Raw genomic sequence first — 17,685 nt, forward strand, 5'->3', positions numbered from 1 at the left:
CTGCCATACGATCCCCCCTGTGGGAGCGAGCTTGCTCGCGAAGGCGTCCCGTCAGTCAACAACAGTGCTGAATGACACGACGCTTTCGCGAGCAAGCTCGCTCCCACAAGGTTCGGTGTATACCCGCCCAAGTTCACAGGGCTGAACAGATGATGATTCCCTCCCCCTGGCGTGCCGATTTCCCGGCCATCGCCGCGCTGCAACGGCAAGACCAGACCTATCTGGACAACGCCGCCACCACGCAAAAACCCCAGGCCCTGCTCGACGCACTGACGCATTACTACGCTAATGGCGCGGCCAATGTGCATCGTGCGCAACACCTGCCCGGCGCTCACGCGACGCAGGCGTTCGAAGACAGTCGGCTCAAGGTCGCCCAGTGGCTGAATACCGGTGACAGCGGGCAGATCATCTTTACCCACGGCGCCACCAGTGCGCTGAATCTCCTGGCCTATGGCCTGGAACATCTTTTCCACCCGGGCGATGAAATTGTCATCAGCGCCCTGGAGCATCACGCCAACCTGCTGCCGTGGCAGCAACTGGCACAACGGCGCAATCTGAAACTGGTGATCCTGCCGCTGGAAGCTGACGGCCTGATCGACCTCGCTGCCGCTGTGCATCTGATCGGCCCGCGCACGCGCTTGCTGGCGATCAGTCAGTTGTCCAACGTGCTCGGCGCCTGGCAGCCATTGCCGGCGTTGCTGGGCATGGCCAAGGCGCAGAACGCGCTGACCGTGGTCGATGGCGCGCAAGGCGTGGTTCACGGCCGGCATGACGTGCAGGCGCTGGGTTGCGACTTTTATGTGTTTTCCAGCCACAAGCTCTATGGCCCCGATGGCCTCGGCGTGCTGTTCGGGCGCAACGCTGCGCTGGAGCGGTTGAAGCCTTGGCAGTTCGGCGGCGAAATGGTGCTGGAAGCCAACTACCACGACTCGCGCTTCCGCCCTGCGCCGCTGGGTTTTGAAGCGGGTACGCCGCCGATTGCCAGTGTCATCGGCCTCGGCGCGACGCTGGATTACCTGGCGGGTCTGGATCAGGACGCGATGTCTGCCCATGAAGCCGCGCTACATGACTATCTACTGCGTGGACTCGCGGCGCGTAACGGCATTCGTCTGCTCGGCAAGCCGCAACTGGCACTGGCCAGTTTTGTCGTCGAGGGTGTGCATAACGCCGATCTGGCGCACCTGCTGACCGAACAAGGTATTGCCGTGCGCGCCGGCCATCACTGCGCGATGCCGCTGTTGAAAAGCTTCGAACTGGCCGGGGCGATTCGTGTGTCGCTGGCGCTGTACAACGATTCCGAGGATCTGGAGCGCTTCTTTGAAGCACTGGATCAGGCATTGGAGTTGTTGCGATGAGCTTGCCGGTCGCAGCGGCAGAGGCGCTGCAGACATTTCAGAACGCAGCCGGCTGGGAACAGCGGGCGCGGTTGTTGATGCAGTTTGGTGATCGTCTGCCGCCGCTGGATGACACGGACAAGTGCGACGCTAACCGGGTGCATGGCTGTGAGAGTCAGGTGTGGCTGGTTGGCGAACTGCACGACGATCACTGGCAATTCAGCGCCAGCAGCGATGCGCGGATGATTCGTGGGTTGGTGGCGTTGTTGCTGTTGCGGGTTAACGGCTTGTCAGCGGCCGAGCTGCAGCAAGTTGATTTGCCGGACTGGTTTAATCAGTTAGGTCTTTCGCGACAACTATCGCCATCGCGCAGCAATGGCCTGAACGCCGTGCTCCAGCGGATGAATGAGTTGGCTCGCTGACTGATCGTTCCCACGCTCTGCGTGGGAATGCCTCAACGGACGCTACGCGTTCGGCTCTGGATTGGACGCGGAGCGTGCCGGGCTGCATTACCACGCGGAGCGTGGGAACGATCAAAGCCCCAGCATCAAACCTGAGGCTTGACTCGGTCAGCCGGGCGCCGCACACCCGCGACAATCTTGTCCACAGCCTTGGTCGCCGCAACCATCCCGAACGTCGCCGTGACCATCATCACCGCACCAAACCCACCGGCGCAGTCCAGCTTCACGCCATCGCCAACAAAACTCTTCTGCAAACAAATGCTGCCATCCGGTTTCGGGTAGCGCAGTTGTTCCGTGGAAAACACACACGGCACGCTGTAATGCCGGGTCACGGTGCGCGAGAAGCCATAGTCGCGACGCAACGTCGAACGCACTTTCGACGCCAACGGATCGTTGAACGTGCGGTTGAGATCACACACCTGAATCAACGTCGGATCAATCTGCCCGCCCGCGCCGCCAGTGGTGATGATCTGGATCTTGCGGCGTTTGCACCAGGCGATCAGCGCAGCCTTGGCGTTGACCGCGTCAATGCAGTCGATCACACAGTCGATGTTCGGCGTGATGTATTCGGCCATGGTGTCGCGGGTGACGAAATCCGCCACGGCATGCACGGTGCAATCCGGATTGATCCCGCGCAGACGCTCGGCCATCACCTCGACCTTGGGTTTGCCGACGGTGCTGTCCAGCGCATGCAACTGGCGGTTGGCATTGCTGACGCAGACGTCATCGAGGTCGAACAGCGAAATCTCGCCGACGCCACAGCGGGCCATGGCTTCCGCCGCCCAGGAACCGACGCCACCGACGCCGACAATCGCCACGTGGGCCGCGCGCAGGCGCTCCAGGCCTTCAATGCCATACAAACGGGCGATGCCTGCAAACCGCGGATCTTCTGTACTCATGACCATTACCCCAAAAACCGGCGCGCATTATAGGGCTACGCGGCGACAAGTTCTAAACATCAGCTACAAGTGTAAGAACTTAAGTCAAAGTCGGCTGCCCAATGTCGGGCATTTCCCTGTCTGATGTACGACTTGCGAACTGCCGGTGTAGGATGCGCGCCCCTCGGGCGTCTAGCCGACCGATCCTTCGTTCCACAGCCTTTGGAACCCGAAATAGCTATGTCATCGCGTAAATTTGGACTCAACCTGGTGGTGGTTCTGGCAATCGCCGCCCTGTTCACCGGTTTCTGGGCGCTGATCAATCGCCCGGTTTCCGCGCCGAACTGGCCGGAGCAAATCTCCGGTTTCTCCTATTCGCCGTTCCAGCAGGGACAATATCCGCAGAAGGATCAGTACCCGACTGACGACGAAATGCGCCGCGATCTGGAGATCATGAGCAAGCTGACGGACAACATCCGTATCTACTCGGTCGACGGTTCGCTGCAAGACATCCCGAAACTGGCTGAGGAATTCGGCCTGCGCGTGACGCTGGGGATCTGGATCAGCCCGGATCAGGAACGCAACGAACGGGAAATCACCCGCGCCATCGAACTGGCCAACACCTCGCGCAGCGTGGTTCGTGTGGTGGTCGGTAACGAAGCGATCTTCCGCAAGGAAATCACCGCCCAAGAGCTGAGCGTACTGCTCGATCGCGTGCGCGCGGCGGTGAAAGTACCGGTGACCACGTCCGAGCAATGGCACGTCTGGGAAGAACACCCGGAGCTGGCCAAGCACGTTGACTTGATCGCTGCACACGTTCTGCCGTACTGGGAGTTCATTCCGGTCGACAAGGCCGGGCAGTTCGTTTTCGATCGCGCCCGCGACCTGAAAAAGCTGTTCCCGAAAAAGCCGCTGCTGCTCTCCGAGGTCGGCTGGCCGAGCAACGGTCGCATGCGCGGTGGCGCCGATGCGTCGCCGGCAGATCAGGCGATCTACCTGCGTAACCTGGTCAACAAGCTCAACCGCCAAGGCTTCAACTACTTTGTGATCGAAGCGTTTGACCAGCCGTGGAAGGCCAGTGACGAAGGTTCGGTCGGCGCGTACTGGGGCGTGTTCAACGCCGCGCGTCAGCAGAAATTCAACTTCGAAGGCCCGGTCGTGGCGATCCCGCAATGGCGCGTGCTGGCGATCGGTTCGGTGGTGCTGGCGCTGTTGTCGCTGACCTTGCTGATGATCGACGGCTCGGCCCTGCGTCAACGCGGGCGGATCTTCCTGACCTTCATCGCCTTCCTTTGCGGTTCGGTGCTGGTGTGGATCGGTTACGACTACAGCCTGCAATACAGCACGTGGTTCAGTTTGACGGTCGGCTTCCTCTTGGCGCTCGGTGCGCTTGGGGTATTTATCGTCTTGCTGACGGAGGCGCATGAGCTGGCCGAAGCGGTGTGGATTCACAAGCGTCGGCGCGAGTTCCTGCCGGTCGAGGGCGACTCCAGCTATCGCCCGAAAGTCTCAATCCACGTGCCGTGCTACAACGAGCCGCCGGAGATGGTCAAACAGACCCTCGACGCCCTCGCCGCCCTCGATTATCCGGACTACGAAGTCCTGATCATCGACAACAACACCAAGGACCCGGCGGTGTGGGAGCCGGTGCGCGACTACTGCGAAACCCTCGGCCCGCGCTTCAAGTTCTTCCACGTCTCGCCGCTGGCCGGTTTCAAGGGCGGCGCGTTGAACTACCTGATTCCGCACACCGCCAAGGACGCTGAAGTGATCGCGGTAATCGACTCCGATTACTGCGTGCACCCGAACTGGCTCAAGCACATGGTGCCGCACTTCGCCGACCCGAAAATCGCTGTGGTGCAATCGCCGCAGGATTATCGCGACCAGAACGAAAGCACCTTCAAGAAGCTCTGCTACGCCGAATACAAAGGTTTCTTCCACATCGGCATGGTCACCCGTAACGACCGTGACGCGATCATTCAGCACGGCACCATGACCATGACCCGTCGCTCGGTGCTGGAAGAATTGGGTTGGGCCGACTGGTGCATCTGTGAAGACGCCGAGCTCGGCCTGCGCGTGTTCGAGAAAGGCCTTTCGGCAGCGTATTACCACGACAGCTACGGCAAGGGCCTGATGCCGGATACGTTTATCGACTTCAAGAAGCAGCGTTTCCGCTGGGCCTACGGTGCGATTCAGATCATCAAACGCCACACCGGCAGCCTGTTGCGCGGCAAGGACACCGAGCTGACCCGTGGCCAGCGTTATCACTTCCTCGCGGGCTGGTTGCCGTGGGTGGCGGACGGCATGAACATCTTCTTCACCGTCGGCGCACTGTTGTGGTCGGCGGCGATGATCATCGTGCCGCAACGGGTCGATCCGCCGCTGCTGATCTTCGCAATCCCGCCACTGGCGCTGTTTGTGTTCAAAGTCGGCAAGATCATCTTCCTGTATCGCCGAGCAGTTGGCGTGAACCTGAAAGATGCCTTCTGCGCGGCACTGGCCGGGCTGGCGTTGTCGCACACCATCGCCAAAGCGGTGCTGTACGGCTTCTTCACCACCAGCATCCCGTTCTTCCGCACGCCGAAAAACGCCGACAACCATGGCTTCTGGGTGGCGATTTCCGAGGCGCGGGAAGAGCTGTTCATCATGCTGCTGTTGTGGGGCGCGGCGCTGGGGATCTACCTGGTCAACGGCATGCCGAGCAACGACATGCGTTTCTGGGTAGTGATGCTGCTGGTGCAATCGCTGCCGTATCTGGCGGCGCTGATCATGGCGTTCCTGTCGTCATTGCCGAAACCGGCCGCTGCGCCTGAGCCGGCGCCGGTCGTCTAAATCCTCATCGATGCACTAAACGGCGGCCAATGGTCGCCGTTTTGCTTTAAGATAACCGCCATTTTGCGGGGCTTGGCGTGATACGCGGTGTAACCGACCGAACCCAATCCCTGTGGGAGCGAGCTTGCTCGCGAAGGCTTTGTAACATTCAACCCTTATGTTGCCTGATACACAGTTTTCGCGAGCAAGCTCGCTCCCACATCGGCCCCAGCTCAAATTCATGACCCCGGAGTTTTCCATGACGGCCCACGCCGACCTTTCGCCGACCCTCCAACTCGCCATCGACCTGATCCGCCGTCCGTCCGTGACGCCGGTCGACGCCGATTGCCAGAAGCAGATGATGCAGCGCCTGGGCGATGCCGGTTTCAGCCTCGAGCCGATGCGCATCGAAGATGTGGATAACTTCTGGGCGACCCACGGCACCAACGACGGCCCGGTGCTGTGTTTCGCCGGCCACACCGACGTGGTGCCGACCGGCCCGGTCACCGCGTGGCAGATCGATCCGTTCAACGCGCTGATCGATGAACACGGCATGCTCTGCGGCCGCGGCGCGGCGGACATGAAAGGCAGCCTGGCGTCGATGACCGTCGCCGCTGAGCGTTTCGTCGCCGATTACCCGAACCACAAGGGCAAGGTCGCGTTCCTGATTACCAGCGACGAAGAAGGCCCGGCACATCACGGCACCAAGGCAGTGGTCGAGCGCCTGGCCGCGCGCAACGAGCGTCTTGACTGGTGCATCGTCGGCGAACCGTCAAGCACCACGCTGGTTGGCGACGTGGTGAAAAACGGTCGTCGCGGCTCGCTGGGCGCCAAGCTCACCGTCAAAGGTATTCAGGGCCACGTCGCCTATCCACACTTGGCAAAGAATCCGATCCACCTCGCCGCTCCGGCGCTGGCCGAACTGGCCGCCGAGCACTGGGATCACGGCAACGATTTCTTCCCGCCGACCAGTTTCCAGATCTCCAACGTCAACTCCGGCACCGGCGCGACCAACGTGATTCCGGGCGATCTGGTGGCGGTGTTCAACTTCCGTTTCTCCACCGAATCGACTGTCGAAGGCCTGCAGAAACGCGTGGCCGACATCCTCGACAAGCACGATCTGGACTGGCACATCGACTGGGCGCTGTCCGGTCTGCCGTTCCTCACCGAACCGGGCGCGCTGCTCGACGCGGTGTCGGCGAGCATCAAGGACATCACCGGCCGCGAGACCAAGGCGTCGACCAGCGGCGGTACGTCCGATGGCCGTTTCATCGCGACCATGGGCACGCAAGTGGTTGAGCTGGGCCCGGTCAACGCGACCATCCACCAGGTCAACGAACGCGTGCTGGCGGCGGATCTCGACGTACTGACCGAGATCTACTACCAGACCCTGATCAAGTTGCTCGCCTGATGCTCGCTTGCCCCATTTGCAGTGAACCGCTGAATGCGGTGGACAACGGCGTGGTCTGCCCTGCCGGCCATCGTTTCGACCGTGCGCGACAGGGTTACCTGAACCTGCTGCCGGTGCAGCACAAAAACAGCCGTGATCCTGGCGACAACCAGGCCATGGTCGAAGCGCGCCGTGACTTCCTGAACGCCGGACATTACGCGCCGGTGGCCAAGCGTCTGGCTGAACTGGCAGCGAGTTATGCACCGGATCGCTGGGTCGACATCGGCTGTGGCGAGGGTTATTACACCGCGCAGATCGCCGAGGCCCTGCCGCACGCGGATGGCTACGCGCTGGACATCTCCCGCGAAGCGGTCAAACGCGCCTGCAAACGCAACCCGGCGATTAGCTGGTTGATCGCTAGCATGGCCCGTGTGCCGTTGGCGTCGGGCAGTTGCCAGTTTCTCGCCAGTGTTTTCAGTCCATTGGATTGGGAAGAAGCCAAGCGTCTACTCAGCGTTGGCGGCGGTCTGATGAAAGTCGGCCCGACCAGCGGCCACCTGATGGAACTGCGCGAGCGCCTGTACGACGAAGTGCGCGAATACACCGACGACAAGCACTTGGCCCTGGTGCCGCAAGGCATGGCGCTGGCGCACAGTGAAACCCTGGAATTCAAGCTGACGCTGGACAAGCCCGAGGATCGCGCCAACCTGTTGGCGATGACGCCTCACGGCTGGCGCGCCAGTGCCGAGCGTCGCGTGGCAGTGATCGAACAGGCCGAACCGTTCGAGACCACCGTATCGATGCGCTACGATTATTTCGTTCTTCAATAACTTTTGGTCTCGGGCAAATGCCCGGGGCCGGCTAAATCCGCGAATGGATTTTTCAGACCCGCAGTGAGGACATCCATGCGCCAACCGGATATCGAGATTTACCTGAAAGACGCCGACGTCGACCACAAGGCCATTTCGGCCTGGCTGGGCGAAGCGCTGGGCCCGTGCAGCGACTGGGTACAGAAAGGCCAGACTTACAAGTGCAAGGCCGGCAACGTGCCGGTGACCTGGCTGCCGAAAGCCGTGGGCAAGTGGAACAGCCTGTACCTGGAAAGCGACCAGACCCCGTGGGACGACGACATCGCCTGCGCCCGCGCTGCGTTCGCTGCGCTGAACGTCGAAGTGCGTTGCGCGCCGGGGACGTGGGTCGAAGAAGAAGGTGAGGAGACAGCGGATCGCTGGATGCGCATCAGCGCAGACGGTGAAGAAGAAATCACCTGGAAAACGGCATAAAAGCAGCTGCAAGTTACGAGCTGCAAGCTGCAAGTCTCAAGTTGAACTGCTTGTAGCTTGCAGCTTTTGACTTGCAGCTCGAAGCTGCTTTTACAAGCCTACAACATCCTCAGCCTGCAAACCCTTCTCGCCAGTAATCACCGCGTATTCAACCTGCTGGCCTTCAGTCAGCGACCGATGCCCTTCGCCGCGAATCGCGCGGTAGTGCACGAACACGTCCACCCCGTCTTCACGCTGGATAAAGCCGTAGCCCTTGGCGTCGTTGAACCACTTCACGTTGCCGGTTTCACGTGTTGCCATCTGTTCATACTCCTTTTTTATTATTGAACAGGCTTTTCGCAGGAAAGCCTTTGAGGAACGTCAGCCTGTGTCCGACGTCCATAAAGGGCCCCGGCGACAGACCGCCGAGTATATGACAGGCGCGGAAAGTCTCAACTGGAGATTACTTCGCCGCTTTTTTGCCGATTTTCAGCGAATCCGGCACACTATCGACCGCCCGAGCACTTGCTCGGTTTTATTCACTCACGCAGAAGCCGTATGACCCGTTCCCCGTTCCGCCGTCTTGTGTTTGGCACCTTGCGCCGACTGTTGTACCTCTGGGTTCGCTCGGAGACGATCAACCAGTCGTCGTTCACCCTCAACCTCGACCGCAGTCGTCCGGTGTTCTACGTCCTGCAAAACCCTTCGCTGACCGATCTGGCCGTGCTCGACACCGAGTGCACCAAGGCCGGCCTGCCGCGTCCGGTGCTGCCGGTGTCGGTGGGTTCGCTGATCGAACCGGCGGCGTTTTTCTACCTGACGCCGGATCCCGACTGGCTCGGTCGCCAGGACAAACGCGGCGCACCGCCGACGCTGACCCGATTGGTTAGCGCCCTCACCCAAAACGCGGCCGAAGACGCGCAGATCATTCCGGTCAGCGTGTTCTGGGGCCAATCGCCGGACAGCGAAAACAGTCCGTGGAAGCTGTTGTTTGCCGACAGCTGGGCCGTCACCGGGCGCCTGCGTCGCTTGCTGAGCATCATTGTTCTCGGGCGTAAAACCCGCGTGCAATTCTCCGCACCGATCCATCTGCGCGAGCTGATCGAGCACAACAAGGGCCACGAACGCACCGTGCGCATGGCCCAGCGAATCCTGCGTGTACACTTCCGCAATCTGAAAGCTGCGGTGATCGGCCCGGACATTTCCCACCGCCGCAATCTGGTCAAAGGCTTGCTCAATCAGCCATTGGTCAAGCAAGCGATCCTCGACGAAGCCGAGCGCGAAAACATCTCCGCGGAAAAAGCCAAGGCCCAGGCCCTGCGTTACGGCAACGAAATCGCGTCGGACTACACCTACACCGCGATCCGCTTCCTCGAAGTGGTGCTGAGCTGGTTCTGGAACAAGATCTACGACGGCATCAAAGTCAACCACATCGAAGGCGTGCAGAAGGTCGCGCAAGGTCACGAAGTGATCTACGTGCCGTGCCACCGCAGCCACATCGACTACCTGCTGCTCTCCTACCTGCTGTTCCGCAACGGTCTGACCCCGCCGCACATTGCCGCAGGGATCAACCTGAACATGCCGGTGATCGGCAGCCTGCTGCGTCGTGGCGGCGCATTTTTCATGCGCCGCACGTTCAAGGGCAATCCACTGTACACCTCGGTGTTCAACGAATACCTGCACACCCTGTTCACCAAAGGCTTCCCGGTCGAGTACTTCGTCGAGGGCGGTCGTTCGCGCACCGGACGCATGCTGCAACCGAAAACCGGCATGCTCGCGATTACGATGCGCAGTTTCCTGCGTTCGTCGCGCATGCCGATCGTGTTTGTGCCGGTGTACATCGGTTATGAGCGCGTACTGGAAGGTCGCACCTACCTCGGCGAACTGCGAGGGGCGAGCAAGAAGAAAGAATCGATCTTCGATATTTTCAAAGTCATCGGCGCGCTCAAGCAACGCTTCGGTCAGGTCGCGGTGAATTTCGGCGAGCCGATCAAACTGGCGGAGTTCCTCGACGCCGAGCAACCGGACTGGCGCCAGCAGGAACTCGGCCCGCAGTACAAACCGGCGTGGCTCAACGAAACCACCAATCGCCTCGGCGAGAAAGTCGCACAGCATTTGAACGAAGCGGCGGCGATCAACCCGGTCAACCTGGTGGCGCTGGCGCTGCTGTCGACCACGCGGCTGGCGCTGGACGATCGCGCCATGGCACGGGTACTGGATCTATACCTGGCGCTGCTGCGCAAAGTCCCGTACTCGCCGCACACCACGCTGCCGGAAGGCGATGGTCGTGCGCTGATCGAGCACGTGAAGGACATGGACCTGCTCGCCGAGCAGAACGATGCGCTGGGCAAGATTCTCTATCTGGATGAGCAAAACGCCGTCCTGATGACTTACTACCGCAACAACGTCTTGCACATCTTTGCCCTGCCGGCGCTGCTGGCGAGCTTCTTCCAGAGCGCCTCGCGCATGAGTCGCGAACAGATCCTGCGCTACACCCGCGCGCTCTATCCGTACCTGCAATCGGAGCTGTTCATTCGCTGGACGCTGGACGAACTCGACGGCGTAGTCGATCAGTGGCTGGAAGCGTTCGTCGAGCAAGGCCTGCTGCGTTTCGAGAAAGACGTCTATCTGCGTCCGGCGCCAAGTTCGCGGCATTTCGTCCTGCTGACGCTGCTGTCGAAAAGCATCGCCCAGACCCTGCAGCGCTTCTACATGACCGTGTCCTTGCTGCTCAACAGCGGCCAGAACAGCATCAGCGCCGAAGAACTGGAAGACCTCTGCACGGTTATGGCTCAACGCCTGTCAATCCTCCACGGCCTCAACGCCCCGGAATTCTTCGACAAGAGCCTGTTCCGCCACTTCATCCAGACCCTGCTCGACCTCGACGTGCTGCGTCGCGACGAGGCCGGCAAACTGAGTTATCACGAACTGCTCGGCGAACTCGCCGAAGGTGCGGCCAAACGTGTGTTGCCGGCGGAGATTCGCTTGTCGATCCGTCAGGTCGCGCTGCATCGCAGTGAAGATGCTGCAGACCAGGTCGTCGCCCAACCCGAGACCTGATGCAAACCTGGTGGGAGCGACCCTGCTCGCGAAGACGGAGTGTCAGACAACTGAAATGTTGAATGCTAAACCGCTTTCGCGAGCAAGCTCGCTCCTGCACTGATAGGAGAATTCCCGATGAAAAAACTCACCCTGCTCGCCGCCGCCACATTGCTGAGCGCCTGCCAATCGACCACTCCTGCCGGCAAGGTCGGCCTCGACGGTGAAGTGTTCTACCTGCAGCGCATCGCCCTGCCACCGAGCGCCACCCTCAGCGTCAGCCTGCAAGACGTCTCGCTAGCCGATGCGCCAGCCGTGGTGCTGGACGAGCAAAAAGGCCCGATCAAAGGCCAGGTGCCGCTGCCCTTCCACCTGAGCTACGATCCGGCCCAGGTCAAACCCGGCCATCGTTACTCGGTCAGCGCGCGCATCGAGGTCAATGGTGAGCTGATGTTCATCACCACCGAAAACCACGCCGTGCAACTCGACGGCAACGATCCGCAACCGCTGAAAATTCGCGTCGACGCCGTTCGTTAATTCATTTTCCGCAACCCTTTTCCGCAAAAAGGAAGCCGCCATGCTCCGCCCTACCCTTCGCTTCGCCGGCCTGTGCGCAGGCCTGATGATCTCCGCCAGCGCGCTGGCCCTGTCGCTCAGCGACCTGTCACAAAAAGATGCCACCGGCGGCCTCAAGGACGCCCTGACCCAAGGCGCACAAATCGCCGTCAAGCAACTGGGCACACCCGGCGGGTTCAGCAACAACCCGGACGTGAAGATCGAGCTGCCGGGCAAACTCGGCAAAGCCGCGAGCAAGATGAAAGCCTTCGGCATGGGCGCTCAGGTTGAAGAACTGGAAACCGCCATGAACAAGGCTGCGGAATCCGCCGTGACTCAGGCCCAGCCAATCCTCGTCGACGCCGTGAAGAAAATGAGCGTGGAAGACGCCAAAGGCATCCTCAGCGGCGGCAAGGACTCGGCCACGCAATACCTCGACAAATCCAGCCGCGAACAGATCCGCGCCAAGTTCCTGCCAATCGTCAAGCAAGCGACCGACAAAGTTGGCGTGGCGCAGAAGTACAACGCCTTCGCCGGCCAAGCCGCGACGTTTGGCGTTGTTGATGCGAAGAGCGCCAATGTCGAAAACTACGTCACCGAACAAGCGCTCAATGGCTTGTTCGAAATGATCGGCAAACAGGAGGAAACCATCCGCCAGAATCCGGCTGCTGCGGCGACCAGTCTGGCGAAGAAGGTGTTCGGCACGCTTTAAGCTGTCACAACATGGGGGCGAAGGAGTTCGCTCCCGTGCTTACATCCACCGACAGGACTACGTAAAAAGAACACCCACTCCCGTCCCATCTTCCTTCGTCCAAAAACCTGCAACTCGTCTAATCCCTCTAGTGCCGACGCCGCCTCGCTATACGAGCAAGCAAAATTCTCAGCCACATTGCTCACGGTGAACTCCTTCGCCACTCCGTTTTTGGCCACCTCGTACATCGCGCGTTGTTTTTCCGTGAGTTGCTCAAAGAAGCCGCAATTCTTCAGCTTGCGCTCGAACGCTTCGGTGCACCCCACGCTCTTGCGGTAAACATCGGTAAACCCGAGCACCGCTCGCTGGATCACCGAACACTGGAATTCGATGAAGTAAGTCAGATCCAGCTCATCCGCCTCGGTGTACAGATATGAACGTCCATATTTCACCGGCGCATTACGCAGTAACAAACTGATCGCTATGTAGCGAAACGACGCAAATTCATTCTTGAACATGAACCAGTAAAACAACGCCCTGGCGACTCGCCCATTGCCGTCGCGAAAGGGATGTTCGTAGCCCAAGGCAAAATGCAGTGTGATCGCCTTGATCAGTGGATGCAGGTAGCTCGTCTCTTGCGGTGAGCCTTCGGGCAGGTTGATCCAGTGCGACAGTTGCTCCAGCCGCGACACCAACCCTGCTGCAGGTGGTGGCCGGTGTACGGTGTTGCCCGCCCCATCCTGAACGACCACTTCGTCGTTGGTTCTGAACACCCCGGGGGAATACTGCTCGTCATCGATGCCCTCGACCCCCACCCGATGAATCGCTGAGATCAACTCCACACTCATGGGTTCGTAACGTCTCTCCCAGGCAAAATTCATCATCCGGTAATTCCCCATCACCATGCGTTCATCCGGAGTGCGGGGCTGGCGCCGCTGCTTGAGCATGTCCTTGGCCACACGCGTAGTCGTCGCAGCGCCTTCCAGCTGACTGCTGGCGATGGCTTCATCTTCGATCAAATCGTTAAGCAGATAACTGAAATGTGCCCGTTCGCCGATCTGGCTGGTCATGTATTCCAGCGCCGCCGTACTGGCCTGCCGATCCACAATTGAGATGGTTTTCTGTGCCAGCGGCGTCAACAGGTACTTCCCCCACTGCACAGGCTCGCCCAGTGGAAGAAGGTTGATGTATTGGACCGCCCGCGCCTTCTTGACCAAAGCCCAGCACAGTCTGGCATCCAGCCCCGCCGCCCAGCGATAACGCAACGCTTCAAATGGCAGATAACGACCTTGATCATCGAGCGGCTTGAGCAGCGCAAGATAATCCTCCAGACGATGCTTGTGGGGCGGGCGCACCAACAAGTCGAAAACGGGGTCGGTTCTGCCTTTCAATGCTGGCGGCTTTTTCATCAAGACAAACTCAGGAAAGCTGTAAAGCAGAGGCTGGAGTACAACATCCGAGGCAATCTGGCTCAAGATCAGAGGCTTCTGAAAAAGATGTAGGAAGTGGCGTAGGTAAAGCGGGCTATGGGTCGTCAGCTAGAGACTGGTCGGCGATCAGGCTCGCACACAGTTGAACTGAGTACACCTGCAGAAAACAGGTCGACTATCAGACCGCCTTCGCGAGCAGGCTCGCTCCCACAGTTGAATTGAGTACACCTGCAGAAAACAGGTCGGCTGTCAGGCCGCCTTCGCGAGCAGGCTCACTCCTACAGTTGGATGGAGTACACCTGCAAAAAACAGATCGGCTATCAGGCCGCCATCGCGAGCAAGCTCGCTCCCACAGAAGAGCAAGAGCAGATCGCTTCTGCTCCTCACCACTCAACAGGATGAGCGTTAGCTCGGCTGCAGCTTTTGATCTTGATCTGAAGGCCCGTCGGCAGGCTGAGTGGTGGGATTGATCCGGGGGTAGGCGCGCAGCGCCGTTCGACGAAGTCGAACACATCGAAAGGAGGTGCAGCGAAGCAAACCGGAAGCGATGCCCCCGGATCGATCCCGGAGCGAAGGAACCCCGAGCCCCAGCGAGCGGGCCGAACGTCAGGGCAAAGCCTTTTGGGTTACCTTTTCGGCGTTTGGAAAAGGTGACTCGCTGTAAGAGCGAAACCGCCAGCGGCAGCACCCACAAAAACGGATATACACCCAAACCCCCAAGAACATGGTCGGCCCGAAGGCCGCCACGTCACAAAAGGATCAAGCGTCCTTACGCACCCGAAACCAAGCCGCATACAACGCCGGCAAAAACAACAGCGTCAACGCCGTCGCAACAATCAACCCGCCCATGATCGCCACCGCCATCGGCCCAAAAAACACACTGCGCGACAACGGAATCATCGCCAAAACCGCCGCCAACGCCGTCAACACAATCGGCCGGAACCGCCGCACAGTCGCCTCGATAATCGCCTGCCAAGGCTTAAGCCCCGAGACGATATCCTGCTCGATCTGATCCACCAGAATCACCGAATTACGCATGATCATCCCCGACAGCGCAATCGTCCCCAACATCGCCACAAACCCGAACGGCTGGCGGAACACCATCAAGAACAACGTCACCCCAATCAACCCCAACGGCGCCGTCAAAAACACCATCGCCGTGCGCGAAAAACTGCGCAACTGCACCATCAACAGCGTCAGCACCACGACGATGAACATCGGAACCCCGGCATTCACTGACTTCTGCCCGCGCTCGGAATCCTCCACCGTGCCGCCGACATCCAACAGATAACCATCAGGCAACTCGGCACGAATAGAATCCAGCGTCGGCATGATCTGCTTGACCAACGTCGCCGGCTGCTCTTTGCCATAAATATCCGCGCGCACGGTCACGTTCGGCAGCCGATTGCGATGCCAGATAATCCCTTCCTCAAAGCCATATTCCAGCGTGGCAATCTGCGACAACGCCACACTGCGGCCGTTATCCGTCGGCACCGCCAGACTCGGCAGCAACGACAACTCAGTGCGCTCATGCACCGTGCCGCGCAGCAGAATCTCGATCAATTCGTTGTCTTCGCGATACTGACTGACACTCGACCCGGTCAACGAACTCTGCAGGAATTTCGCCAGATTGGCCGTGCTCACGCCCAGCGCCCGGGCGCGATCCTGATCGATATTCAGGTACACGACCTTGCTCGGCTCTTCCCAATCCAGATGCACATTGACCACATGTGGATTCTCGCGAACCTTGGCCGCCACCTTGCGCGCCAACGCACGAACCTCTTCGATGTGTTCACCGGTCACGCGGAACTGCACCGGATAACCAACCGGCGGGCCGTTCTCCAGTCGTGTCACCCGCGAGCGCAGCGCCGGGAACTGCTCGTTCAGCGCTTCAATCAACCAGGTGCGCAGCGCTTCCCGCTCTTCGATGGTCTTCGCCAACACCACAAACTGGGCGAAGCTCGCCGCCGGCAATTGCTGATCGAGCGGCAGGTAGAAACGTGGCGATCCGGTGCCGACATACGCCACGTAATTATCGATGCCCGCATGATCCTTGAGCATCGCCTCAAGTCGCTTGACCTCACCGGTGGTATTGGCCAGCGACGCGCCTTCAGCCAGTTTCAGATCGACCATCAACTCCAGTCGATTGGAAGCCGGGAAGAACTGCTGCGGGACGAAGCGGAACAACATCACCGAGGCAATAAACAGCCCGACTGTCAGCACGATCACGGTCTTGCGATGCATCACGCACCACTCGACCAGACGCCGGACCCGCTGATAAAACGGCGTGCCGTAAGGATCCGGCTGACCATCGCCAGTGCCATGTTTGGCCGCATGAATTTTCGCCAGATCCGGCAGGAGTTTTTCCCCCAGATACGGCACGAACATCACCGCCGCCACCCACGAAGCGAGCAACGCGATGGTCACCACCTGGAAGATCGAACGGGTGTATTCACCTGTGCCGGACTGCGCGGTGGCAATCGGCAAAAAACCTGCGGCAGTAATCAACGTACCGGTGAGCATCGGGAACGCGGTGCTGGTCCAGGCGTAGCTCGCCGCGCGGATGCGGTCGAAGCCCTGCTCCATTTTGATCGCCATCATTTCCACGGCGATGATCGCGTCGTCCACCAGCAAGCCCAGCGCCAACACCAACGCGCCAAGAGAGATCTTGTGCAGGCCGATGCCGAGGTAATACATGCAGGCGAAGGTCATCGCCAGCACCAGCGGAATGGTCAGCGCCACCACCATGCCGGTGCGCACGCCGAGGGAGAAGAAGCTCACCAGCAACACGATTGCCAGCGCTTCGACCAGTACCTGAACGAACTCGCCGACCCCGGTTTTCACCGCCGCCGGCTGATCGGAAACCTTGCGCAGTTGCATGCCGGCCGGAAGGTTTTTCTGGATGCGCGAGAAATCACCCTCCAGCGCTTTACCGAGCACCAGAATGTCGCCACCGTCCTTCATCGCCACCGCCAGACCAATCGCGTCTTCGCCCATGAAACGCATGCGCGGCGCCGGTGGGTCGTTGAAACCGCGACGCACATCGGCGACATCGGAGATCCGAAACGTACGATCACCGACGCGGATCGGGAAATTCTTTATCTCATCGACTGTCTGAAAATTCCCCGATACCCGTAGCTGCAAACGCTCGCTACCGGTTTCAAAGAACCCAGCAGTCGACACCGCGTTCTGTTCTTGCAGCGCTTGTTGTACCGCCGACAGCGGCAGGCCGAGGGTCGCCAGTTTGACGTTGGACAGCTCGACCCAGATTTTCTCATCCTGCAAACCGAGCAGGTCGACCTTGCCGACATCCTTGACCCGTTGCAGCTGAATCTGGATGCGGTCGGCGTAATCCTTGAGCACGGCGTAATCGAAACCGTCGCCGGTCAGCGCATAAATATTGCCGAACGTGGTGCCGAATTCATCGTTGAAAAACGGCCCCTGAATATCCGGCGGCAAGGTCTGGCGAATATCGCTGACCTTCTTGCGCACCTGATACCAGAGATCGGGGATTTCCTTGGAATGCATCGAGTCGCGGGCAATGAACGTGACTTGCGATTCACCGGGGCGCGAGAACGAGACGATGCGCTCGTATTCGCCGGTTTCCATCAGTTTCTTTTCAATGCGCTCGGTGACCTGGCGTGAGACTTCCTGCGCGGTAGCTCCCGGCCAGCGGGTTTGAATCACCATGGCTTTGAAAGTAAACGGCGGGTCTTCACTCTGGCCGAGTTTGGTGTAGGACAAGGCGCCGACGATGGCCAGCAAAAGCATCAGGAACAGTACGATCTGGCGATTACGCAGCGCCCATTCGGAAAGGTTGAAGCGCATCGGGGC

General features: G+C 59.9%; 13 protein-coding genes. 9 read left to right on the plus strand and 4 right to left on the minus strand.

Annotation, left to right across the window (positions count from 1 at the left end):
* The first annotated feature begins 149 nt into the window (after positions 1-149).
* Both FGA82_RS22760 and FGA82_RS22765 read left to right on the plus strand, forming a co-directional pair.
* The gene (locus tag FGA82_RS22760) at positions 150-1,355 is read left to right on the plus strand and encodes an aminotransferase class V-fold PLP-dependent enzyme (RefSeq protein ID WP_141128835.1); all 1,206 of its coding nucleotides are present in this window, start codon (positions 150-152) and stop codon (positions 1,353-1,355) included.
* A complete protein-coding gene (locus FGA82_RS22765; RefSeq protein WP_141128836.1) occupies positions 1,352-1,756 on the plus strand; it encodes a SufE family protein in 405 nt (134 codons plus the stop codon). The genes FGA82_RS22760 and FGA82_RS22765 overlap by 4 nt, the downstream gene beginning before the upstream one ends.
* Positions 1,757-1,881: 125 nt before the next feature.
* Here FGA82_RS22765 and tcdA read toward each other — a convergent pair whose 3' ends face one another.
* On the minus strand, positions 1,882-2,700 hold the full coding sequence (gene tcdA / locus FGA82_RS22770; protein WP_003222099.1) for a tRNA cyclic N6-threonylcarbamoyladenosine(37) synthase TcdA: 819 nt from the start codon (positions 2,698-2,700) through the stop codon (positions 1,882-1,884).
* Positions 2,701-2,913: 213 nt separating this feature from the next.
* Here tcdA and FGA82_RS22775 point away from each other — a divergent pair, with 213 nt between their 5' ends.
* The 4 genes from FGA82_RS22775 (at position 2,914) to FGA82_RS22790 (ending at position 8,157) form a co-directional block, all read left to right on the plus strand.
* The gene (locus FGA82_RS22775) at positions 2,914-5,505 is read left to right on the plus strand and encodes a glycosyltransferase (protein ID WP_141128837.1); all 2,592 of its coding nucleotides are present in this window, start codon (positions 2,914-2,916) and stop codon (positions 5,503-5,505) included.
* Between the two features lie 238 nt (positions 5,506-5,743).
* The gene (gene dapE / locus FGA82_RS22780; RefSeq protein ID WP_122591327.1) at positions 5,744-6,895 is read left to right on the plus strand and encodes a succinyl-diaminopimelate desuccinylase; all 1,152 of its coding nucleotides are present in this window, start codon (positions 5,744-5,746) and stop codon (positions 6,893-6,895) included.
* Entirely contained in the window at positions 6,895-7,704 is an 810-nt protein-coding gene (locus FGA82_RS22785; RefSeq protein WP_141128838.1) for a putative RNA methyltransferase, read from the plus strand. The genes dapE and FGA82_RS22785 overlap by 1 nt, the downstream gene beginning before the upstream one ends.
* A gap of 75 nt (positions 7,705-7,779) precedes the next feature.
* Positions 7,780-8,157, plus strand: a complete 378-nt coding sequence (locus FGA82_RS22790; protein ID WP_064120729.1) for a hypothetical protein — start codon at positions 7,780-7,782, stop codon at positions 8,155-8,157.
* A 90-nt stretch (positions 8,158-8,247) separates the two neighbouring features.
* Here the strand turns inward: FGA82_RS22790 and FGA82_RS22795 are convergent, their stop codons facing one another.
* A complete protein-coding gene (locus tag FGA82_RS22795) occupies positions 8,248-8,457 on the minus strand; it encodes a cold-shock protein (RefSeq protein WP_007908870.1) in 210 nt (69 codons plus the stop codon).
* A 237-nt stretch (positions 8,458-8,694) separates the two neighbouring features.
* Between FGA82_RS22795 and plsB the strand changes: the two genes are divergently transcribed.
* From plsB to FGA82_RS22810, 3 genes are all read left to right on the plus strand, one after another.
* Positions 8,695-11,196 (plus strand): glycerol-3-phosphate 1-O-acyltransferase PlsB, encoded by a 2,502-nt coding sequence (plsB, locus tag FGA82_RS22800; RefSeq protein WP_102900548.1) that lies wholly within the window; start codon positions 8,695-8,697, stop codon positions 11,194-11,196.
* 117 nt (positions 11,197-11,313) lie between these two features.
* Positions 11,314-11,712 carry a YbaY family lipoprotein gene (locus FGA82_RS22805; RefSeq protein WP_034156346.1) on the plus strand — a complete coding sequence of 133 codons (399 nt, stop codon included), beginning with the start codon at positions 11,314-11,316 and terminating at the stop codon, positions 11,710-11,712.
* A 40-nt stretch (positions 11,713-11,752) separates the two neighbouring features.
* Entirely contained in the window at positions 11,753-12,442 is a 690-nt protein-coding gene (locus tag FGA82_RS22810) for a DUF4197 domain-containing protein (RefSeq protein ID WP_141128839.1), read from the plus strand.
* Here FGA82_RS22810 and FGA82_RS22815 read toward each other — a convergent pair.
* On the minus strand, positions 12,439-13,830 hold the full coding sequence (locus FGA82_RS22815) for a Fic family protein (protein ID WP_141128939.1): 1,392 nt from the start codon (positions 13,828-13,830) through the stop codon (positions 12,439-12,441). The genes FGA82_RS22810 and FGA82_RS22815 overlap by 4 nt on opposite strands.
* A gap of 780 nt (positions 13,831-14,610) precedes the next feature.
* Complete coding sequence (locus tag FGA82_RS22820; protein WP_141128840.1) at positions 14,611-17,679, minus strand: efflux RND transporter permease subunit; 3,069 nt, start codon at positions 17,677-17,679, stop codon at positions 14,611-14,613.
* Positions 17,680-17,685: the final 6 nt, after the last annotated feature.

Source organism: Pseudomonas fluorescens (genome assembly GCF_005938625.1).
Taxonomy (GTDB): domain Bacteria; phylum Pseudomonadota; class Gammaproteobacteria; order Pseudomonadales; family Pseudomonadaceae; genus Aquipseudomonas; species Aquipseudomonas fluorescens_BD.